Annotated in this window: 29 protein-coding genes; 26 read left to right on the forward strand and 3 right to left on the reverse strand. The window is 61.0% G+C overall.

What is annotated here, in order from left to right; all coding sequences use genetic code 11:
* Window positions 1–84 precede the first annotated feature (84 nt).
* The 5 genes from rpsL to CZ322_RS05505 all read left to right on the forward strand — a co-directional run bounded on the left by rpsL (window position 85) and on the right by CZ322_RS05505 (window position 5,363).
* Window positions 85–459, forward strand: coding sequence for a 30S ribosomal protein S12 (gene rpsL, locus CZ322_RS05485; protein ID WP_016443111.1), 375 nt, complete (start codon window positions 85–87; stop codon window positions 457–459).
* Window positions 459–929 carry a 30S ribosomal protein S7 gene (rpsG, locus tag CZ322_RS05490; RefSeq protein ID WP_016443110.1) on the forward strand — a complete coding sequence of 157 codons (471 nt, stop codon included), beginning with the start codon at window positions 459–461 and terminating at the stop codon, window positions 927–929. Before rpsL ends, rpsG begins: the two co-directional genes overlap by 1 nt.
* A 42-nt stretch (window positions 930–971) precedes the next feature.
* The gene (fusA, locus tag CZ322_RS05495) at window positions 972–3,098 is read left to right on the forward strand and encodes an elongation factor G (protein WP_026428289.1); all 2,127 of its coding nucleotides are present in this window, start codon (window positions 972–974) and stop codon (window positions 3,096–3,098) included.
* 104 nt (window positions 3,099–3,202) lie between these two features.
* The gene (gene tuf, locus CZ322_RS05500) at window positions 3,203–4,393 is read left to right on the forward strand and encodes an elongation factor Tu (RefSeq protein ID WP_087070535.1); all 1,191 of its coding nucleotides are present in this window, start codon (window positions 3,203–3,205) and stop codon (window positions 4,391–4,393) included.
* Window positions 4,394–4,649: 256 nt separating this feature from the next.
* Window positions 4,650–5,363: an HAD family hydrolase gene (locus CZ322_RS05505; RefSeq protein WP_159455007.1), complete on the forward strand. Its 714-nt coding sequence runs from the start codon at window positions 4,650–4,652 to the stop codon at window positions 5,361–5,363.
* A 23-nt stretch (window positions 5,364–5,386) separates the two neighbouring features.
* On the opposite strand, the gene CZ322_RS05510 is transcribed toward CZ322_RS05505, so the two are convergent.
* The 3 genes from CZ322_RS05510 to CZ322_RS10335 form a co-directional block, all read right to left on the reverse strand.
* Window positions 5,387–6,487: a zinc-binding dehydrogenase gene (locus CZ322_RS05510; RefSeq protein WP_087070537.1), complete on the reverse strand. Its 1,101-nt coding sequence runs from the start codon at window positions 6,485–6,487 to the stop codon at window positions 5,387–5,389.
* A 2-nt stretch (window positions 6,488–6,489) separates the two neighbouring features.
* Entirely contained in the window at window positions 6,490–7,914 is a 1,425-nt protein-coding gene (locus tag CZ322_RS05515) for an aldehyde dehydrogenase family protein (protein WP_087070538.1), read from the reverse strand.
* Between the two features lie 84 nt (window positions 7,915–7,998).
* Window positions 7,999–8,130 (reverse strand): hypothetical protein, encoded by a 132-nt coding sequence (locus CZ322_RS10335; protein ID WP_257960040.1) that lies wholly within the window; start codon window positions 8,128–8,130, stop codon window positions 7,999–8,001.
* A 294-nt stretch (window positions 8,131–8,424) separates the two neighbouring features.
* Between CZ322_RS10335 and rpsJ the strand changes: the two genes are divergently transcribed.
* The 21 genes from rpsJ (at window position 8,425) to rplO (ending at window position 18,081) form a co-directional block, all read left to right on the forward strand.
* Window positions 8,425–8,733: a 30S ribosomal protein S10 gene (gene rpsJ, locus CZ322_RS05520; protein WP_016443104.1), complete on the forward strand. Its 309-nt coding sequence runs from the start codon at window positions 8,425–8,427 to the stop codon at window positions 8,731–8,733.
* An 11-nt stretch (window positions 8,734–8,744) separates the two neighbouring features.
* A complete protein-coding gene (gene rplC, locus CZ322_RS05525) occupies window positions 8,745–9,410 on the forward strand; it encodes a 50S ribosomal protein L3 (protein ID WP_016443103.1) in 666 nt (221 codons plus the stop codon).
* A 2-nt stretch (window positions 9,411–9,412) separates the two neighbouring features.
* Window positions 9,413–10,060, forward strand: coding sequence for a 50S ribosomal protein L4 (gene rplD, locus CZ322_RS05530; protein WP_087070539.1), 648 nt, complete (start codon window positions 9,413–9,415; stop codon window positions 10,058–10,060).
* Window positions 10,060–10,371, forward strand: a complete 312-nt coding sequence (gene rplW / locus CZ322_RS05535) for a 50S ribosomal protein L23 (protein WP_016443101.1) — start codon at window positions 10,060–10,062, stop codon at window positions 10,369–10,371. Before rplD ends, rplW begins: the two co-directional genes overlap by 1 nt.
* A 33-nt stretch (window positions 10,372–10,404) precedes the next feature.
* Entirely contained in the window at window positions 10,405–11,241 is an 837-nt protein-coding gene (rplB, locus tag CZ322_RS05540) for a 50S ribosomal protein L2 (RefSeq protein ID WP_026428283.1), read from the forward strand.
* A gap of 14 nt (window positions 11,242–11,255) precedes the next feature.
* Window positions 11,256–11,537 carry a 30S ribosomal protein S19 gene (gene rpsS / locus CZ322_RS05545; protein ID WP_026428282.1) on the forward strand — a complete coding sequence of 94 codons (282 nt, stop codon included), beginning with the start codon at window positions 11,256–11,258 and terminating at the stop codon, window positions 11,535–11,537.
* A 34-nt stretch (window positions 11,538–11,571) separates the two neighbouring features.
* Window positions 11,572–11,952, forward strand: a complete 381-nt coding sequence (rplV, locus tag CZ322_RS05550; RefSeq protein WP_016443098.1) for a 50S ribosomal protein L22 — start codon at window positions 11,572–11,574, stop codon at window positions 11,950–11,952.
* Entirely contained in the window at window positions 11,952–12,779 is an 828-nt protein-coding gene (rpsC, locus tag CZ322_RS05555; RefSeq protein ID WP_087070540.1) for a 30S ribosomal protein S3, read from the forward strand. The genes rplV and rpsC overlap by 1 nt, the downstream gene beginning before the upstream one ends.
* A 3-nt stretch (window positions 12,780–12,782) precedes the next feature.
* A complete protein-coding gene (gene rplP / locus CZ322_RS05560) occupies window positions 12,783–13,199 on the forward strand; it encodes a 50S ribosomal protein L16 (protein WP_016443096.1) in 417 nt (138 codons plus the stop codon).
* On the forward strand, window positions 13,199–13,426 hold the full coding sequence (gene rpmC / locus CZ322_RS05565) for a 50S ribosomal protein L29 (RefSeq protein ID WP_016443095.1): 228 nt from the start codon (window positions 13,199–13,201) through the stop codon (window positions 13,424–13,426). Before rplP ends, rpmC begins: the two co-directional genes overlap by 1 nt.
* Before the next feature lie 11 nt (window positions 13,427–13,437).
* Complete coding sequence (gene rpsQ / locus CZ322_RS05570) at window positions 13,438–13,713, forward strand: 30S ribosomal protein S17 (protein ID WP_026428279.1); 276 nt, start codon at window positions 13,438–13,440, stop codon at window positions 13,711–13,713.
* A gap of 157 nt (window positions 13,714–13,870) precedes the next feature.
* Window positions 13,871–14,239: a 50S ribosomal protein L14 gene (gene rplN / locus CZ322_RS05575; RefSeq protein WP_016443093.1), complete on the forward strand. Its 369-nt coding sequence runs from the start codon at window positions 13,871–13,873 to the stop codon at window positions 14,237–14,239.
* Window positions 14,239–14,580, forward strand: a complete 342-nt coding sequence (gene rplX, locus CZ322_RS05580) for a 50S ribosomal protein L24 (protein WP_016443092.1) — start codon at window positions 14,239–14,241, stop codon at window positions 14,578–14,580. Before rplN ends, rplX begins: the two co-directional genes overlap by 1 nt.
* Window positions 14,577–15,128, forward strand: coding sequence for a 50S ribosomal protein L5 (rplE, locus tag CZ322_RS05585; protein WP_016443091.1), 552 nt, complete (start codon window positions 14,577–14,579; stop codon window positions 15,126–15,128). The genes rplX and rplE overlap by 4 nt, the downstream gene beginning before the upstream one ends.
* 2 nt (window positions 15,129–15,130) lie before the next feature.
* On the forward strand, window positions 15,131–15,316 hold the full coding sequence (locus tag CZ322_RS05590) for a type Z 30S ribosomal protein S14 (RefSeq protein WP_016443090.1): 186 nt from the start codon (window positions 15,131–15,133) through the stop codon (window positions 15,314–15,316).
* A 54-nt stretch (window positions 15,317–15,370) separates the two neighbouring features.
* Window positions 15,371–15,769: a 30S ribosomal protein S8 gene (rpsH, locus tag CZ322_RS05595; RefSeq protein ID WP_026428278.1), complete on the forward strand. Its 399-nt coding sequence runs from the start codon at window positions 15,371–15,373 to the stop codon at window positions 15,767–15,769.
* An 18-nt stretch (window positions 15,770–15,787) separates the two neighbouring features.
* The gene (rplF, locus tag CZ322_RS05600; RefSeq protein ID WP_026428277.1) at window positions 15,788–16,324 is read left to right on the forward strand and encodes a 50S ribosomal protein L6; all 537 of its coding nucleotides are present in this window, start codon (window positions 15,788–15,790) and stop codon (window positions 16,322–16,324) included.
* Entirely contained in the window at window positions 16,324–16,695 is a 372-nt protein-coding gene (rplR, locus tag CZ322_RS05605) for a 50S ribosomal protein L18 (RefSeq protein ID WP_016443087.1), read from the forward strand. Before rplF ends, rplR begins: the two co-directional genes overlap by 1 nt.
* Window positions 16,696–16,718: 23 nt before the next feature.
* The gene (gene rpsE, locus CZ322_RS05610; protein WP_026428276.1) at window positions 16,719–17,423 is read left to right on the forward strand and encodes a 30S ribosomal protein S5; all 705 of its coding nucleotides are present in this window, start codon (window positions 16,719–16,721) and stop codon (window positions 17,421–17,423) included.
* Window positions 17,423–17,605, forward strand: a complete 183-nt coding sequence (gene rpmD / locus CZ322_RS05615; protein ID WP_026428275.1) for a 50S ribosomal protein L30 — start codon at window positions 17,423–17,425, stop codon at window positions 17,603–17,605. The genes rpsE and rpmD overlap by 1 nt, the downstream gene beginning before the upstream one ends.
* Window positions 17,605–18,081 (forward strand): 50S ribosomal protein L15, encoded by a 477-nt coding sequence (gene rplO, locus CZ322_RS05620; RefSeq protein ID WP_087070541.1) that lies wholly within the window; start codon window positions 17,605–17,607, stop codon window positions 18,079–18,081. Before rpmD ends, rplO begins: the two co-directional genes overlap by 1 nt.
* The last annotated feature ends 237 nt before the right edge of the window (window positions 18,082–18,318 follow it).

Below are 18,318 nucleotides of genomic sequence, written 5' to 3' on the forward strand. Positions count from 1 at the left end.
CCCTCGGCCGTCCCGTAATGAGCGGTGTGCGTTCGGGCAGATTTGGCAAACGTTATAATATTCATCTGTCTATCAGGAGAAGTAGTGCCTACAATTCAGCAGCTGGTCCGCGAGGGCCGCGCGAAGAAGAAGCGCGCTCCTAAGCGCCCGGCGCTTAAGGGGAGCCCCCAGCGTCGTGGGGTGTGCACCCGCGTGTTCACCACCACCCCCAAGAAACCGAACTCTGCGCTCCGTAAGGTTGCCCGTGTTCGCTTGTCCTCCGGCATCGAAGTGACGGCGTACATTCCCGGTGAAGGTCACAACCTGCAGGAACACTCCATTGTCCTCGTTCGCGGCGGTGGCGTGAAGGACCTCCCCGGTGTGCGGTACAAGATCGTCCGCGGCGCCCTTGACACCCAGGGCGTGAAGAGCCGCAACCAGGCTCGTTCCCGTTACGGCGCCAAGAAGGAGAAGAAGTAATGCCTCGTAAGGGTCCGGTTAAGAAGCGTCCGCTGGTTAGCGATCCGGTTTACAATTCCCAGCTGGTGACCCAGCTGGTCAACCGCGTGCTCGTGGATGGCAAGAAGTCCCTGGCGCAGTCCATCGTCTACGGTGCGATGGAAGGCGTGGCGGAAAAGTCCGGGCAGGATGCCCTGGCGGTTCTCAAGCGCGCTATGGATAACATTCGTCCGCAGCTGGAAGTGCGTTCCCGCCGTGTTGGTGGCGCCACCTACCAGGTGCCGGTGGAAGTCAAGGCTGGCCGTTCCACGGCCCTCGGCCTGCGCTGGCTGGTGGAATTCGCGCGCCAGCGCCGCGAAAACACCATGACGGAACGTCTCCTCAACGAAATCCTCGATGCCTCCAACGGCCTTGGTGGTGCTGTGAAGCGCCGCGAGGATACCCACCGCATGGCGGAAGCCAATAAGGCCTTCGCCCACTACCGCTGGTAATCACCAGGGTTATCTGACCCGCGATATAGAAGAGAGCGAAAAGTGGCACAAGAAGTGCTTACGGACCTTTCCAAGGTTCGCAATATCGGCATCATGGCGCACATCGATGCCGGCAAAACAACGACCACCGAACGCATCCTGCTCTACACCGGCATCAACCACAAGCTGGGTGAAACCCATGACGGCGCCTCGACGACCGACTGGATGGAACAGGAAAAGGAACGCGGCATTACGATTACGTCTGCCGCTGTGACCGCGTTCTGGAAGGGTACGCAGTTCAATATCATCGACACCCCCGGCCACGTTGATTTCACCGTGGAAGTGGAGCGGTCCCTGCGCGTGCTGGACGGCGCCATCGCGGTGTTCGACGGTAAGGAAGGCGTGGAGCCGCAGTCGGAAACCGTGTGGCGTCAGGCTGATAAGTACCATGTGCCGCGTATTTGCCTCATCAACAAGATGGATAAGTTGGGGGCTAACTTCGACTTCTCCGTCCAGACCATTCGGGACCGCCTCGGCGCCCACCCGACTGTCATCACCTTCCCGATCGGCGCGGAGAATGACTTCTCCGGCGTGGTGGATGTCCTCAAGATGAAGGCCATCCGCTTCCCCGAAAAGGACGCCCAGGGTAATGACACCTGGGGCGCCGTGGTGGTGGAAGAGGATATCCCCGCGGAACTGCAGGCCAAGGCCGAAGAACTGCGTATGGCCGCCATGGAAGATGCCGCCGAAGCCTCCGATGAACTCATGGAGAAGTACCTCGAGGACGGCGAGCTGAGCACCGAGGATATGATCAAGGGTCTGCGTATCCGCACCATCGCCTCGGAAATCTACCCCGTGTACGCCGGTTCGGCTTACAAGAACAAGGGTATTCAGCCCGCGCTGGACGGCGTGGTGAACTTCCTGCCCGCCCCGATTGACGTTCCCGCTATCAAGGGCTTCAAGCCGGGTCACGAAGAAGACGGCGAAACCGAAGAACGCCACCCGAGCGAGAACGAACCGTTCTCCGCGCTGGCCTTCAAGATTGCGGTGCACCCCTTCTACGGCAAGCTCACCTACATCCGCGTGTACTCCGGTAAGGTTTCGGCCGGCACCCAGGTGCTCAACTCGGTCAAGGGCCGCAAGGAGCGCGTGGGCAAGATGTTCCAGATGCACTCCAATAAGGAAAACCCTGTTGAAGAAGCGCATGCCGGGCATATTTACGCGTTCATTGGGCTGAAGGATACCACCACCGGTGATACCCTCTGCGCCCAGGACGCCCCGATTATTCTTGAGTCCATGTCCTTCCCGGAGCCCGTGATTCACGTGGCGATTGAGCCGAAGTCGAAGGGTGACCAAGAAAAGCTTTCCGTGGCTATTCAGAAGCTCGCGGAAGAGGATCCGACCTTCACGGTTCGTCAGGATGAGGAAACCGGCCAGACCGTTATCGGCGGTATGGGCGAACTCCACCTCGATATCCTCGTCGACCGTATGAAGCGTGAGTTCAAGGTTGATGCGAACGTCGGTGCTCCGATGGTTGCCTACCGCGAGACGATCCGCAAGAAGGTCGATAGCGTCGAATACACCCATAAGAAGCAGACGGGTGGTTCGGGCCAGTTCGCGCGTGTCATCGTCACGTTTGAGCCGCTTGACTCCAACGAAGACGGCGATACTTACGAATTTGTCAACGCCGTGACCGGTGGTCGCGTTCCGCGTGAATACATCCCGTCTGTTGATCAGGGTATCCAGGAAGCCATGCAGAATGGTGTCCTCGCCGGGTTCCCGGTGGTGGGCGTCAAGGCCACCCTGGAAGACGGCGCTTATCACGACGTCGACTCCTCGGAGCTGGCGTTCAAGATCGCGGGTAACCAGGTGTTCAAGGAAGGCGCACGCCGCGCCAACCCGGTGCTCCTGGAGCCCATCATGGACGTGGAAGTCCGCACCCCGGAAGAGTACATGGGCGACGTTATCGGCGACCTGAACTCCCGGCGCGGTATGATCAAGTCCATGGAGGATGCGACGGGCGTCAAGATCGTGCGCGCCAACGTGCCGCTGAGCGAAATGTTCGGCTACGTTGGTGACCTGCGGTCGAAGACCCAGGGGCGCGCGGTGTATTCCATGCAGATGGATTCCTACGCCGAAGTCCCGAAGGCCGTTGCGGAACAGATCATCGCGGAATCTCGTGGTGAATAGTCGCCGGTTTCGTTTACAATAGGTAACTGTTCGGAACAGACCGGATTATGCGCGAGCATCATCCACATAGCTGTAAGTAATTTCTAGAGTCCCAGGAGGGCCCAGTGGCGAAGGCCAAGTACGATAAGTCCAAGCCGCATATGAACATTGGCACCATCGGTCACGTCGATCACGGAAAGACGACCACGACCGCTGCTATCACCAAGGTTCTGTCGGATAAGTACCCGGATCTGAACGAGTACACCCCGTTCGATCAGGTTGACAACGCTCCCGAAGAGCGCCAGCGCGGTATTACCATCAACGTGTCCCACGTGGAATACCAGACCGAGAAGCGTCACTACGCACACGTTGACGCCCCCGGCCACGCGGACTACATCAAGAACATGATCACCGGTGCGGCCCAGATGGACGGCGCGATCCTCGTGGTTGCGGCGACCGACGGCCCGATGGCCCAGACCCGCGAGCACGTGCTGCTCGCCCGTCAGGTTGGCGTGCCCCAGATCATCGTTGCTCTCAACAAGTCCGATATGGTTGACGACGAAGAGCTGCTCGAACTCGTGGAAATGGAAGTTCGTGAACTTCTGTCCTCCCAGGAGTACCCGGGCGATGACCTCCCGGTCGTGAAGATCTCCGCTCTCAAGGCGCTGGAAGGCGATCCGAAGTGGGTTGCTTCCATCGAAGAGCTCATGGACCAGGTGGACAACTACTTCGAGGATCCGGTGCGTGACACCGATAAGCCGTTCCTCATGCCGATTGAGGACGTCTTCACCATTACCGGTCGTGGCACCGTGGTCACCGGCCGTGTGGAGCGCGGTATCCTCAACCTCAACGAGGAAGTGGAAATTCTCGGTATCCGCGATACCCAGAAGACCACCGTCACCGGTATCGAAATGTTCCACAAGCAGATGGACTACGCCGAAGCCGGCGAAAACTGCGGTCTGCTGCTCCGCGGTACCAAGCGTGAAGATGTTGAGCGCGGCCAGGTTGTGGCCAAGCCCGGCACCATCACCCCGCACACCCAGTTCGAAGCTCAGGTCTACGTGCTGAAGAAGGAAGAAGGCGGCCGTCACAACCCGTTCTTCTCCAACTACCGCCCGCAGTTCTACTTCCGCACCACGGACGTCACCGGCGTCATCACGCTGCCTGAAGGCACCGAGATGGTTATGCCCGGCGACAACACCGAGATGTCGGTTGAGCTCATCCAGCCCATCGCCATGGAAGAAGGCCTCGGCTTCGCTATTCGCGAGGGCGGCCACACCGTTGGTTCAGGGCGCGTCACCAAGATCATCAAGTAACTTTGATGCATCTGGGCGCAGCTACCCGGTCACCGGGTAACTGAGCAAAACGTCCGCCGCGAGGCGGGAAGGGACCCTAGCACTGCGCTAGGGTCCCTTTGTTATGCGTGGGTGTTAGGGGCGCTGTGCGGTGCGCCGTTACGCTTGATGCTTGCGTGCCGTACAGGTGCGCCGCTGCGCGATGCGCAACCGCGCGGGGATGCTTGCGCGCCGTCGTATATTTGCACGACGACGCAGAACTTGGCAGAGTGGCGCTATGGCTCTTGAGGACGTGTATAAGAAAATCGGGTTTCCCGGTGATATGGCGGGCAGCGTTGCCCCGGCAGCAGGAAACGCAGCCCCGGCAGCGGTGGGTGCTGCAGGCTCGGCGGGATCTGTCGCTCCGGCCGCGGTACTCTGGGATATGGACGGCACCCTGGTGGATTCTGAAGAGGAATGGGCCCGGGTATCTGGAAATGTGGTGCGTTCCCACGGTGGAATCTGGACCGATGAGGATGTGCTGGCGATCCGCGGTGCGGATACGATTGCGCACGGGCGGCGCATGATGGCCGCGGTACGCCGCGGCGGGGGAGAAGTGGACCCCTGGAAAATGTTTGCTGAGGTGCTAAGGGCCATGGCCGATCATATGGCCGATGCGGAACTTATTGACGGGGCGGCTGAGCTCCTCGATGCTTTCTCCGCGGCCGGCATCCCGCAGGCACTTGTTACGGCCACCCCGGGCCGCCCGGTGGAAATCTTCCTGGCCGGGCCGGGAAGCAGGCTGGAGGCGGCGGTTACCGGGGATGATGACGTCCCCGGTAAACCGAATCCCGCCCCGTACCTCCTGGGTGCGCAGCGCCTTGGCGTTCCTATTGAGAGCTGCCTCGCTTTCGAGGATTCCGGGCCGGGGCTGGCCGCGGCCCGCAATGCCGGCGCTTTCACCGTGGATGTGGGGGAGTTCCCCCTGGCTGAACTCGCGGCTTTGCTCTAGCACGCCGCCGCGCGGCCCACCCGCTAGAAGGACGTGATAACCACGCGCCCAATCCCGGCGTGATGATCCACCATCGCCTTATAGGTGGCGTCGATATCATCAAGGGCAATTTCCGTGGCGACAAGGTCATCCAGGTGGAGGCGGCCCTGCTGGTAGAACTCCACGTACTGGGGAATATCGGTCTTAATATCGGTATTCCCCATGTACACCGCGTGGATATGGCGCCGGTGCACGAAGAATTCGTTGAGCGGATTAATGGTCCACTCCATCTCCGGCTTGAAGACCCCGGCTACGTACACGTCCCCACCCTGGCGGGTGGCGGCGATGGCCGTCTCCATCGTGGGCACGATGCCGAGAGCCTCGAAGGACTTATCCACCCCGCGCCCCTCGGTCGCGGCGAAGATCTGCTCGATAACATCCCGGTCGCCCGCGTTCACGAAGTGGGTCATCCCGAATTTCTTTCCGAATTCTTCCTTCTCCGGGTTGGTATCCACCCCGATAATCCGGCTGGCCCCGGCAATGCGGGCGCCGTTGACGATGCTCAGGCCCACTCCGCCCAAGCCCACCACCGCCACGGTGTCACCGGGGCGTACCCGCGCGGTATTGAGAGCCGCGCCCGCGCCAGTAATGACCGCGCAGCCGATCACGCAGGCCTGCGGGAAAGGCATGTCCGGGTTGATCTTCGCGATCTGGTGTTCGTGCACGAGCGCCTGCTCCGCAAAGCCGGCAATGCCGTAGGTTTGGAAAATCGGTTCGCCTTTCCGGCTCAGCCGCGGGGCTTCGTCTGGGCCGCGTAGTGTTTCCTCCGGGAATTCGCATTCGTACATGCGTGATTCGCGGCAGGCCCGGCAGTGTCCGCAATACTGGATGAGGGAGGCAACCACGTGGTCACCCACCTTGATTTCCTTCACGTCCGGGCCTACGGCAGTAACCACGCCGGCGGCTTCGTGCCCGAGCACCTGCGGGAAGGGGAAACCGAAATTGGTGGTGGAGAGCGTGAGATCCGAGCGGCACAGGCCGGAAGCCTTGACGTCGAAAAGTACCTCGCGCCCGATGGGTTCGGCAATTTCGATATCTTCGATGGTGAACCCACCGCCCACAGAATTGACTACTGCTGCTTTCATGCTTACTCCTTTCCTGAAAGCGAGGAGAGGAACTCCGCCGCGGAGATTCCCTCCGGGAGAAGAATCGACTGGATATTGGCGAATTCGCGTACCCCTTCGTAGCCCATCTCGCGCCCGAAACCGGAGCGCTTGACACCGCCGAAAGGCATGCCGGCGGGAACAGCGGGAACCGGGGAGTTAATAGCAACGGTGCCGGTATCTACCCGGGCGGCAACGCGCGCGGCATGCGCAACGTCTACCGAATGAACCGTTCCGCCCAGCCCGTAGCACGAATCATTAGCCAGTCGGATTGCTTCTTCTTCCGAGGATACCCGGTACACGCTCCAGACCGGCCCGAAAATCTCCTCGTAGAAGAGGGGGTTATCCCGCTCCACGTTTTCGAGCAGGGTGGGCTGCACCCAGGTATCTCCCTCGGGAACGATATGGCCCAGGGGAGTGGCGCTCGCCCCGCCTTCGATAGCCCGCCGAATCTGATCATTGACCGTGGCGGCCTGCTCGCGGGACGACATGGGCGGCACGGTGGTGTCTTCTGCTGCCGGGTCCCCGGGCCGCAGCTGCGCGGTGCTCTCCTTGAGGCCGGTAACGAAACGGTCATAGAGCGCATCGGGAACGATCATGCGTTTGGGGGAGGCGCATACCTGGCCGGCATTGAAGCAGCGTCCCATAATTGCCAGCTGGATGGTGGCCTCAATATCGGCGTCGTCCAAAACAATAAAGGGATCGGAACCACCCAGTTCCATCACGGATTTCTTCAGGTGCCGGGACGCGAGCTGCGCGATTTTCGCTCCCGCAGCTTCTGAGCCGGTGAGCGTAACAATGCGTACCCGGTCGTCGCTGATGAGCCGCTCCACCTGCGCGTGGGTGGCGTAGAGATTTTGCCATACCCCGCGCGGCAGCCCGGCATCGTAGAGCACCTGGACAATCGCTGCGGCGCATTGCGGCAAAATCGACGCGTGCTTGAGGATAACCGTGTTGCCGCAGAGCATTGCGGGCGCGAAACCGCGAATGGCCTGGTAGTACGGGAAGTTCCACGGTTCAATTTCGACGACGACGCCCTCCGGGCGATAGTCAATATAGCCTTCAAAAGGTGCGGCGGTGGAGCTGACAGGGCGCGGAGCTAAAATATTTTCCGCTTCATCAGCGAGCCAACGCAGCATTGTTGGAACGGTGCCGCCGGCTTCCCCGGTGGCTTCCCCAATGAGTTTGCCCATTTCCAGGGTGGCCAGCGCCCCGAGTTCGCTCGCGCGTTCTTCCGCGATATCCGCGGCGCGGCGCAAAATAGCGGCGCGTTCGGCGATGGAGGTGCGGCTCCACGTCTGGAATGTTTCGTGGGCCAGCTCGAGGGCCTTATCCACCTCGGCATCGGTGGCATAGGGGAACTCGGCGAGCACCTCACCGGTATAGGGATTTGTTGATCGATAGGACATCTTTGTCTACCTCCTCGGTATGGTGGATGATCACCCGCCCGCAGCATCCGCGCTGCTAAGCGATGTAGATCACTTAAGGCCATGCTAGGTGGTGGCGGCATCCGGGGCAAGGGTGGGGCGACGGCGCCGCTGGCGGCCCGCGTGGCCGAGAGTCCGGGAGGCTGCGGCGTCGTCGTACCGCGACGTGAAGCGCTTCACCGCAACCGTTTCTTGCACGAAACGCGGCCTTTCGGTAAAATTTTTACCCGTGCCGGCAGGCCTTCGGGCTCGCTGGGAATGAGAAACGGCGCACGTTCGCCGTGAAAGTCTTGAAAGTACGCCGAAGTTTTTGGCATACTTAACAAGTTGCTCGGATTACGAGCGAAGGAACTTAATCGGTTACCCAACGCCGATTATCGTATAAAGGGTTCTCCGTAACCTCACATAGGGCATGGCTACTAGATTTACCTCCGGTACGACACGCCCGAGTGCGGGTACCGGGCACCGAAGCTAAAGAGAGGTAGACGCGCCATGGCGGGACAGAAGATCCGCATTCGGCTGAAGTCATATGACCACGAGGTCATTGATAGCGCGGCCAAGAAGCTCGTCGATGAAGTTGCGCGTACCGGCGCGACCGTGGTGGGACCCGTCCCGCTGCCGACGGAAAAAAACGTTTTTTGCGTTATCCGCTCGCCCCACAAGTACAAGGACTCCCGCGATCACTTTGAGATGCGCACACACAAGCGCCTTATTGACATCGTGGATCCCACCCTGAAGACGATTGACAGCCTGCGCCGTCTCGATCTTCCGGCTGACGTCAACGTGGAAATCAAGCTCTGAGGTAATACGCAATGAACTCCAAGCAAGCTGTTGCCAGCAAGCCCGTGAAGGCGTTGCTGGGCACGAAGCTGGGGATGACCCAGCTCTGGGATGAGGACGGGCGCCTCCTTCCCATTACCGTTGTGCGCGTGGGCACCAATGTGGTGACCCAGGTTCGCACCCCCGAGGTTGACGGCTATTCCGCCGTGCAGCTCGCCTCGGGCGATGAAAAGACGAAGAACGTCACCAAGCCGCTCCAGGGCCACTTCGCTAAGGCCGGTGTTACGCCGCGCAAGAAGCTGGCGGAAATCCGCACCCCCGATGCCAGTGAATACACGCTCGGGCAGGAACTGACCGCGGATATCTTCGAAGCCGGTCAGTCCGTTGACGTTATCGGTACCTCCCGCGGTAAGGGCTTCGCCGGTGTGATGAAGCGTCACGGCTTCGCCGGTGTGTCGGCCTCCCACGGTGCGCACCGCAACCACCGCAAGCCCGGTTCCATCGGCGCCTGCGCCACCCCCTCGCGCGTCTTCAAGGGTCTGCGCATGGCTGGTCGCATGGGTCAGGACCGTGTCACGGTGCAGAATCTGTCCATCCACTCCGTTGACCTCGAGAACGGCCTGTTGCTCGTGGTTGGCGCCATCCCCGGTGCAAAGGGTGGCTCGGTTGTGGTCCGCACGTCCGTGAAGGGAGCCTAACAATGGCAGACTTCAAGATTGACGTTCTCGATGAAACCGGCAAGGTGACCTCGCAGGCCACCCTCCCGGCTCAGCTCTTTGATCTCGACTTCAATATGGCGCTGGTCCACCAGGTCGTTAACGCGCAGCAAGCTGCCGCTCGCCTCGGTACCCACGCCACGAAGACCCGCGGTCAGGTGTCCGGCGGCGGCAAGAAGCCGTGGCGCCAGAAGGGGACCGGCCGGGCCCGCCAGGGTTCGATCCGCGCTCCGCAGTGGGTCGGTGGCGGCGTTGTCCACGGCCCGCAGCCGCGTGACTACTCGCAGCGCACCCCCAAGAAGATGATCGCGGCCGCGCTGCTGCAGTCCCTTTCGGACCGGGCTCGCCACGAGCGTATTCACGCCGTGACCGCTTTTGTTGCCGATGAGACCCCGTCCACCAAGGCGGCGCGTACGCTCATCGAGAAGATGAACGAGGGGCGCAAGGCGCTCGTCGTGGTCCAGCGTGAAGATGACGCCTCGGTGCTCTCCGTGCGCAACCTCCCGCAGATCCACGTCCTCTACGTTGATCAGCTCAATAGCTACGACGTTCTTGCTGCTGACGACGTTATCTTCACCGAAGCCGCGCTCGGCGCGTTCGTGGAGAAGAACACCAAGAAGGATGAGAAGTAATGACTGAGAACGGTAACTTCTGGAATAAGAACCCGCACGATGTCATCCTCGCCCCGGTGATGTCGGAGAAGAGCGCGCTGCTCGAAGAACAGGGTAAGTACACCTTCTTCGTTGATCCGCGTTCGAATAAGACCGAAATCAAGCAGGCCGTCGAAGCGATTTTTGGCGTCAAGGTTGCCTCCGTCAATACGCAGAACCGCCAGGGCAAGACCCGGCGTACGCGCAACGGCATCGGGCGGCGCAAGAATACCAAGCGGGCCATCGTCACCTTGCGTGAAGGCTCCATCGACATCTACGGCGAAATCGTCTAATAGGCGATTCGAGGAACTGAGGAATAAGAACTCATGGGAATTCGTAAGTACAAGCCGACGACCCCGGGTCGTCGCGGTGCGAGCGTTGCCGACTTCGCCGAGATCACTCGTTCGACCCCGGAGAAGTCCCTCGTTCGTCCCCTGAAGAAGACCGGTGGGCGTAACAACCAGGGACGCATCACCACCCGTCACAAGGGCGGTGGGCACAAGCGCCAGTACCGTCTCATCGACTTCCGTCGCTGGGATAAGGACGGCGTGCCGGCCAAGGTTGCGCACATTGAATACGATCCGAACCGCACCGCGCGCATTGCGCTGCTTCACTTCGTTGATGGCGAGAAGCGTTACATCGTTGCTCCCCGCGGCGTGAAGCAGGGCGATCTCATCGAAACCGGTCCGAATGCGGATATCAAGCCCGGCAACAACCTGCCGCTGCGCAATATCCCGCTCGGTACCACGGTGCACAATGTGGAACTCAAGCCGCTGGGCGGGGCCAAGATCGCCCGCAGCGCCGGCGCTTCCGTGCAGTTGGTTGCCCGCGAAGGCAAGTACGCGCAGCTGCGTATGCCCTCCGGTGAAATCCGTAACGTGGACGTGCGTTGCCGCGCCACCGTCGGTGAAGTCGGCAATGCCGAGCAGGCGAATATCAACTGGGGTAAGGCCGGCCGTATGCGCTGGAAGGGCGTGCGCCCGACCGTCCGCGGTGTTGTGATGAACCCGGTGGACCACCCGCACGGTGGTGGTGAAGGTAAGACGTCCGGTGGGCGCCATCCCGTTAGCCCGTGGGGCAAGAAGGAAGGCCGTACCCGCCGTCCGAACAAGGCCAGCGACAAGCTCATCGTGCGCCGTCGCAAGACCGGCAAGAAGCGCTGAGGAAGGATTAGCTGATGCCCCGCAGTTTGAAGAAGGGTCCGTTCGTCGACGAGCACCTCTACAAGAAGGTCGACGAGCAGAACGAGAAGAACACCAAGAACGTAATCAAGACCTGGTCGCGTCGGTCGGTTATCACCCCCGATTTCCTGGGTCACACCTTTGCAGTGCACGATGGACGCAAGCATGTGCCGGTATTCATTACCGAATCCATGGTTGGCCACAAGCTCGGGGAGTTCGCCCCGACCCGCACCTTCCGCGGGCACGACAAGGACGACCGAAAGGGCCGCCGGCGCTAAGCCGGGGCCTCGAGCGAGAGAGTAAGGCAGAACTATGGAAGCAAAGGCGCAGGCGCGCTTCGTGCGCGTGTCGCCCATGAAGGCCCGTCGTGTCGTGGACACCATCCGCGGCCGGCGCGCCCTGGACGCTATTGACGTACTGCAGTTCGCACCGTTTGCGGCCGCCACTCCGGTTCGTAAGATCGTGGAGTCGGCCATCGCCAACGCGCGCTACGCCGCCGAGCAGGCGGGGGAGCGCTTCGATGAGTCCGAGCTGTTCATTGGCGAAATTTACGCCGATGAAGGCCCGACGATGAAGCGTATCCAGCCGCGTGCCCAGGGCCGGGCGAACCGCATCAACAAGCGGACGAGTCACATCACCGTTATCGTTACCGACGAGAAGCCCAAGACCAAGAACCAGAGGAGGGCCCGCTAGTGGGACAGAAAGTCAACCCTATTGGGTTCCGTCTCGGCATCACGACCGACCACCGCTCCAAGTGGTTCGCTGATTCCACCAAGAAGGGGCAGCGCTACTCGGACTACGTCCTCGAAGATGTCAAAATCCGTGACATGATCGAAAAGACGCTCGAGCGCGCCGGGATTTCCAGCGTGCACATCGAGCGCCGCGCCGAGCGCGTGGTTGTGGATATCCACACCGCTCGCCCCGGCATCGTCATTGGCCGGCGCGGTGCGGAAGCTGATCGCCTCCGCGCTGATCTGGAGAAGCTGACCGGTAAGGCCGTGCAGCTCAATATTCTCGAAGTGAAGAACCCGGAAGCTGACGCCCAGCTCGTGGCGCAGGGTATCGCGGAACAGCTCGCCTCGCGCGTGTCCTTCCGCCGCGCCATGCGCAAGGGTATCCAGTCCGCCGAGCGCGCCGGTGCCAAGGGCATCCGCGTGCAGTGCTCGGGCCGTCTGGGTGGCGCCGAAATGTCGCGCAGCGAGTTCTACCGCGAAGGGCGCGTGCCGCTGCACACCCTGCGCGCGAATATCAACTACGGTTTCTACGAAGCGCGTACCACCTTCGGCCGCATCGGCGTGAAGGTGTGGATCTACCGCGGTGATCTGACCGACGCTGAGTACTACCGCAGCCTCGCGGAAGCTCCGCGCGGTGGGCGCGGGGGCCGTTCGGATCGTCGCGGTCGCCGNGGTCGCGGTCGCGGTGGCCAGCGTGGGGAAGCCCGCAGCGAACAGGCTCAGAGCCCGGCGGCCGGAGCCGAAGCTCCGGTGGCCGCGCCGGAATCAACCGGAACGGAGGCATAACTCATGCTGATTCCTCGTCGTACTAAATGGCGCAAGCAGCACCGTCCGCACCGTAAGGGTATGGCCAAGGGCGGAACTCAGCTGGCTTTCGGTGAATACGGCATCCAGGCGCTCGAGCCGGCCTACATCACCAATCGTCAAATTGAAGCAGCCCGTATTGCCATGACGCGTCACGTCAAGCGTGGCGGTAAGATCTGGATCAATATCTTCCCGGATCGCCCGCTCACCAAGAAGCCGCTCGGCGTGCGTATGGGTTCGGGTAAGGGCCCGGTGGAAACCTGGGTTGCCAATATCAAGCCCGGCCGGGTCATGTTCGAAATGGCCGGCGTGGATGAGGCTCTCGCCCGTGAGGCCATGAGCCGCGCCCAGCACAAGCTGCCCATCAAGACCCGCTTTATCACCCGTGAGGAGGTTGAGTAATGGCTAAGGGACTGACCACCGCGGAACTCGACGCGATGACCGACGCGGAGCTTCTCGAGAAGCTTGCCGAGTCGAAGAAGGAACTGTTCAACCTCCGCTTCTCGGCGGTGACTCACCGCCTGGAGGACAGTGGCCGCCTGCGGGAAGTTCGTCGCGAGATTGCTCGCATTTACACCATTAAGAGCGAGCGGGAGAAGAACATTCGAACCGCTCCGGCCGCTCAGTAAGTGAGGATGAGATGAGCGAGAACGCAAGCACCGAAACACGTAATCATCGCAAGTCGCTGCGCGGCTACGTGGTCTCCGACAAAATGGACAAGACCGTTGTTGTTGAAGTTGAAGATCGCGTAAAGCACCCGCTATACGGTAAAGTTATTACCCGCACCAAGCGAGTGAAGGCGCACGACGAAAATAACGAAGTTCGCGTAGGCGATTTGGTTTCCATTATGGAAACCCGCCCGCTCTCCGCGACCAAGCACTTCCGGGTCGTTACGATCATCGAGAAGGCGAAGTAGTTAGGGCTTTCCTAGCTTGAGCGAATGTGACCGGCCTGAACGCAGGCGGCCCTCGCATGTGGGCCAAAGGCGTTTGGGCCGGCGCAGTTCGCGCGAACCCATTCGTTCGGCAAGGCTCGAATCCGAGAACCGGCACGACAATAGGAGATAGAAACACATGATCCAGCAGGAGACGCGGCTTAGCGTCGCCGATAACACCGGTGCCAAGGAACTTTTGTGCATCCGCGTGCTCGGCGGCTCCGGCCGGCGCTACGCCGGAATTGGTGACACCATCGTCGCCACCGTCAAGGATGCTATTCCGGGCGGAAACGTAAAGAAGGGCGACGTCGTCAAGGCGGTCGTCGTCCGTGCAGTTAAGGAAACGCGCCGCAAGGACGGGTCCTACATCAAGTTCGACGAAAACGCAGCCGTGCTGTTGAAGAACGACGGCGAACCCCGCGGCACCCGTATCTTCGGGCCCGTTGGGCGTGAGCTTCGCGACGCGAAGTTCATGCGCATCATTTCGCTGGCTCCGGAGGTGATCTAATGGCGAAGATTAAGAAGGATGATCTCGTCCAAGTTATCGCCGGGCGCGATAAGGGTATGCAGGGGCGCGTGCTTTCCGTTGATACCAAGCGTGATCGCGTCATCGTGGAAGGCGTCCAGCGCGTGAAGAAGCACGTGCGTGTGGGGCAGACCTCGCGGGGCGGCACCACCGGCGGTATTGAAACCGTTGAAGCACCGATTCACATTTCGAACGTTGCCCTCGTTCACGATGGCAAGCCGATTCGCGTGGGCTACCGCGAGGTAGAGGTGGAGCGCGACGGCAAGAAGAAGATTGTCCGTGAGCGCATCGGACGCCGCGGCGGGAAGGAAATCGAACTGTGAGCGATACCCCCCGTCTCAAGGTGAAGTACCGGGAACACATCATCCCGGAACTCCAGGAAGAATTTAAGTACGTCAATGTCAACCAGGTTCCCAAGATCGTCAAGGTCGTGGTGAATATGGGCGTGGGTGATGCTGCGCGTGACTCCAAGGTACTCGACGGCGCCGTCGCCGATATGACGGCGATTACCGGCCAGAAGCCGATGATCACCAAGGCCAAGAAGTCCATCGCGCAGTTTAAGCTGCGTGAAGGCCAGGCCATCGGGTGCTTCGTCACCATCCGCGGTGACCGCATGTGGGAATTCCTCGACCGGCTTATTTCCACCGCGCTGCCGCGTATCCGCGACTTCCGCGGCCTTTCGCCCAAGCAGTTTGACGGCAACGGGAACTACACCTTCGGTCTGACCGAACAGACCGTGTTCCACGAGATCGACCAGGACAAGATTGATCGCGTGCGCGGTATGGACATCACCGTGGTGACCTCTGCCGGGAGCGACGACGAAGGGCGCGCTCTTCTCAAGCATCTCGGATTCCCCTTCAAGGAGGCCTAAATATGGCAAAGACCGCTCTGAAGCAAAAGGCCGCCGGTAAGCAGAAGTTCGCCGTTCGTGCGTACACCCGTTGCAACCGGTGCGGCCGTCCGCATTCCGTTTACCGCAAGTTCGGCCTGTGCCGTATTTGCCTGCGTGAGTTGGCCCTGCGCGGCGAACTCCCCGGTGTTAAGAAGTCCAGCTGGTAAAGACTACGTCGCAGGTCCATCGGAAACCGCGACGAGGAAGGGCCACAGCCCAAAATGACAATGACTGACCCAATCGCAGACATGCTGACGCGTCTGCGTAACGCCAATTCGGCGTTCCATGAGTCGGTGTCTATGCCGTACTCCAAGATTAAGTCCCATATTGCGGACATCTTGAAGCGCGAAGGCTACATCGACTCCTACGAGGTGGAGAGTGCCCAGGTGGGCAAGACTCTCACCCTCACGTTGAAGTACGGATCGAACCGTGAGCGCGCCCTTGCTGGCGTCCGGCGCATCTCCAAGCCGGGCCTGCGCGTTTACGCGAAGTCCACGAACCTGCCGCGCGTTCTTGACGGCCTGGGTGTGGCTATTTTGTCCACCTCCTCCGGCCTCATGACGGACCGCGAGGCCAAGGATAAGGGCGTTGGCGGGGAAGTCCTCGCTTACGTCTGGTAATGGGAAGTAGGTGCAATAATGTCTCGAATTGGTAGGCTTCCCATCGCTATCCCCGGCGGCGTCGACGTGTCGGTTTCCGGCCAGGACGTCACCGTCAAGGGCCCCAAAGGTCAGCTCGCGCTCTCCGTGGCCGAGCCGATCGCGGTGAATGTTGATGACAATACGGTTCTGGTGACCCGGCCCAATGACGAGCGCGAATCGCGTTCGCTGCACGGCCTGACCCGCACCCTCGTCGCGAATATGATCGAGGGCGTCACCAACGGGTACACCAAGGCGATGGAAATCGTCGGAACCGGTTACCGCGTGGTCGCCAAGGGTTCTGATCTCGAATTCTCGCTGGGCTACTCCCACACGATTCTTTTCGAAGCTCCCGAGGGTATCACCTTTACGGTGACGACCCCGACCAAGTTCACGGTCTCGGGTATCGATAAGCAGCTCGTGGGTGAAACCGCAGCGAAGATTCGCAAGCTTCGTAAGCCCGAACCCTACAAGGGCAAGGGTGTCAAGTACGCGGACGAAGTTATTCGTCGCAAGGCTGGAAAGGCTGGTAAGTGATGGCTGTTACCATCAAGGGCAAGGGCAAGTACATCGCTCGTGCGCGCCGCCACTTCCGGTTGCGCAAGCGTATTTCCGGTACCGCCGCGCGGCCGCGTCTCGTGGTTTCGCGTTCCAACCGCCATATTTACGCCCAGGTTATCGACGACGTCGTGGGCCGCACTCTCGCGGCCGCCTCGTCCTACGAGGCTGACCTGCGCGAAGCGGAGGGTACCAAGACAGAAATCGCGCGGAAGGTCGGCGAACGCGTCGGTCAGCGCGCCAAGGACGCTGGGATCAGCGCCGTGGTCTTCGACCGCGGTGGCAACCAGTACCACGGTCGCGTTGCAGCTGTCGCCGAAGGTGCGCGCGAAGCAGGACTCGATTTCTAACGGCTGAGGAAAGGCAGAGGAAAATGGCTGCAGAGCAGCAGGATCCGGCCCAGAACGGCCGGGAAAATCGCAACGAAGGTCGTCGCGGCCGCCGCGACAACCGTCGTGAGAACCGCCGTGACAACCGTCGCGGTGAAGAAAAGAACGCTTATATCGAGCGCGTGGTGACCATTAACCGCGTTGCGAAGACGGTCAAGGGTGGCCGCCGGATGTCCTTCACCGCCCTCGTGGTGGTGGGCGACGGCAACGGCCTCGTGGGTGTCGGCTACGGCAAGGCCCGCGAAGTTCCCGCCGCTATCGCCAAGGGTACCGAGGAAGCGAAGAAGAACTTCTTCCGCATCCCGCGTATCGCGCGGACCATCCCGCACGTGGTGCAGGGCGAAGACGCCGCCGGCGTTGTGCTGCTGCGCCCGGCCGCTCCCGGTACCGGCGTTATCGCCGGCGGCCCGGTGCGCGCCATTATGGAGTGCGCGGGTATTCACGATGTGCTCTCCAAGTCGCTCGGTTCCTCGAACGCGATCAATATCGTGCACGCCACCGTGGCTGCCCTCAAGCAGCTTGAGCAGCCCGAAGCGGTTGCCGCCCGGCGTGGGCTCCCCATCGAGCGCGTCGTTCCCGAAGCTATGCTGCGGGCCCGCGCCGAAGCGGAAGCCAAGGAACGCGAGATCGAAGAGGCCGAAGCCGCCAAGGCGGAAAATGAGGCCGCGGCCGCGGGAGTTGGTGCGTAATGGCAAATCTTAAGATCACCCAGGTGAAGGGTGTTGTTGGTGCGATCCAGCGCCAGAAGGACACCCTGCGCACGCTCGGTCTGCGCAAGATCGGTCAGTCCGTTGTGCGCGAGGATACCCCCGAGGTGAAGGGCATGGTTCGCGCCGTGGCTCACCTCGTTACGGTGGAGGAGGTTGACTAATGGCGGAAGCAGAAAAGGATTCCATCATTAAGCTGCACGACCTGCGTCCGGCTCCCGGTTCGAACAAGGCGAAGATTCGCGTTGGTCGCGGTGAAGGATCCAAGGGTAAGACGTCCGGTCGCGGTACCAAGGGTACCCGGGCACGTAATACCGTGCGTCCCGGCTTCGAAGGTGGCCAGATGCCGCTGCATATGCGCCTTCCGAAGCTGCGCGGTTTCAAGAACCCGTTCCGGGTCGAATACCAGGTCATTAACGTTTCGGCGCTCGGCGAGCTCTTCCCCGAAGGTGGGAAGGTGACCTCGGCGGATCTCGTCGCCAAGGGCGCGGTTCGCAAGAACTCCCCGGTCAAGGTTCTCGGAACCGGTGAGATTTCCGTCAAGCTCGACGTCGAAGTGGAAGCGTGGTCGAATTCGGCTAAGGAAAAGATCGAGGCTGCCGGGGGTTCTATCTCCGCGCCGCAGGTCGAATCCAAGTAATACGCGCTGGCCGCACGGCCACCGTTTGACTGAGCACTCACCCACACTCTGTGGATGAACAGTGCGAAATTTGCTCGTCCCCGCTATTATGGCGGGGGCGAGCTTTTTTCTGGGCGCAGGCAGCCCTGCTGAAGTATTGCTTTGCTGCGGAAAGATTGCTTTCAGTGGCGAATAAGCAGCGTGGCCGGTGCGCCGTCGTACGTACTTTCCCAGAAAATACGCTTGTCCCCATTTCCG

The sequence above is a fragment of the Actinotignum timonense genome, from assembly GCF_900155575.1.
In the GTDB taxonomy this organism is placed as follows: Bacteria; Actinomycetota; Actinomycetes; order Actinomycetales; family Actinomycetaceae; genus Actinotignum; species Actinotignum timonense.

Excerpts from the sequence above, each read along its gene's own strand:
- rplD (WP_087070539.1), top strand. The coding sequence starts at position 9,413 with ATGGCAGACTTCAAGATTGACGTTCTCGATGAAACCGGCAAGGTGACC.
- rplO (WP_087070541.1), top strand. The coding sequence starts at position 17,605 with ATGGCGGAAGCAGAAAAGGATTCCATCATTAAGCTGCACGACCTGCGT.
- rplR (WP_016443087.1), top strand. The coding sequence starts at position 16,324 with ATGGCTGTTACCATCAAGGGCAAGGGCAAGTACATCGCTCGTGCGCGC.
- rplC (WP_016443103.1), top strand. The coding sequence starts at position 8,745 with ATGAACTCCAAGCAAGCTGTTGCCAGCAAGCCCGTGAAGGCGTTGCTG.
- CZ322_RS05505 (WP_159455007.1), top strand. The coding sequence starts at position 4,650 with ATGGCTCTTGAGGACGTGTATAAGAAAATCGGGTTTCCCGGTGATATG.
- CZ322_RS05510 (WP_087070537.1), bottom strand. The coding sequence starts at position 6,487 with ATGAAAGCAGCAGTAGTCAATTCTGTGGGCGGTGGGTTCACCATCGAA.
- rpsH (WP_026428278.1), top strand. The coding sequence starts at position 15,371 with ATGACAATGACTGACCCAATCGCAGACATGCTGACGCGTCTGCGTAAC.
- rpsS (WP_026428282.1), top strand. The coding sequence starts at position 11,256 with ATGCCCCGCAGTTTGAAGAAGGGTCCGTTCGTCGACGAGCACCTCTAC.
- rpmD (WP_026428275.1), top strand. The coding sequence starts at position 17,423 with ATGGCAAATCTTAAGATCACCCAGGTGAAGGGTGTTGTTGGTGCGATC.
- CZ322_RS05590 (WP_016443090.1), top strand. The coding sequence starts at position 15,131 with ATGGCAAAGACCGCTCTGAAGCAAAAGGCCGCCGGTAAGCAGAAGTTC.
- rpmC (WP_016443095.1), top strand. The coding sequence starts at position 13,199 with ATGGCTAAGGGACTGACCACCGCGGAACTCGACGCGATGACCGACGCG.
- rplW (WP_016443101.1), top strand. The coding sequence starts at position 10,060 with ATGACTGAGAACGGTAACTTCTGGAATAAGAACCCGCACGATGTCATC.
- rpsG (WP_016443110.1), top strand. The coding sequence starts at position 459 with ATGCCTCGTAAGGGTCCGGTTAAGAAGCGTCCGCTGGTTAGCGATCCG.
- rpsE (WP_026428276.1), top strand. The coding sequence starts at position 16,719 with ATGGCTGCAGAGCAGCAGGATCCGGCCCAGAACGGCCGGGAAAATCGC.
- rpsJ (WP_016443104.1), top strand. The coding sequence starts at position 8,425 with ATGGCGGGACAGAAGATCCGCATTCGGCTGAAGTCATATGACCACGAG.
- rplX (WP_016443092.1), top strand. The coding sequence starts at position 14,239 with ATGGCGAAGATTAAGAAGGATGATCTCGTCCAAGTTATCGCCGGGCGC.
- CZ322_RS05515 (WP_087070538.1), bottom strand. The coding sequence starts at position 7,914 with ATGTCCTATCGATCAACAAATCCCTATACCGGTGAGGTGCTCGCCGAG.
- rpsQ (WP_026428279.1), top strand. The coding sequence starts at position 13,438 with ATGAGCGAGAACGCAAGCACCGAAACACGTAATCATCGCAAGTCGCTG.
- rplN (WP_016443093.1), top strand. The coding sequence starts at position 13,871 with ATGATCCAGCAGGAGACGCGGCTTAGCGTCGCCGATAACACCGGTGCC.
- rplV (WP_016443098.1), top strand. The coding sequence starts at position 11,572 with ATGGAAGCAAAGGCGCAGGCGCGCTTCGTGCGCGTGTCGCCCATGAAG.
- rplF (WP_026428277.1), top strand. The coding sequence starts at position 15,788 with ATGTCTCGAATTGGTAGGCTTCCCATCGCTATCCCCGGCGGCGTCGAC.
- rplB (WP_026428283.1), top strand. The coding sequence starts at position 10,405 with ATGGGAATTCGTAAGTACAAGCCGACGACCCCGGGTCGTCGCGGTGCG.
- rplP (WP_016443096.1), top strand. The coding sequence starts at position 12,783 with ATGCTGATTCCTCGTCGTACTAAATGGCGCAAGCAGCACCGTCCGCAC.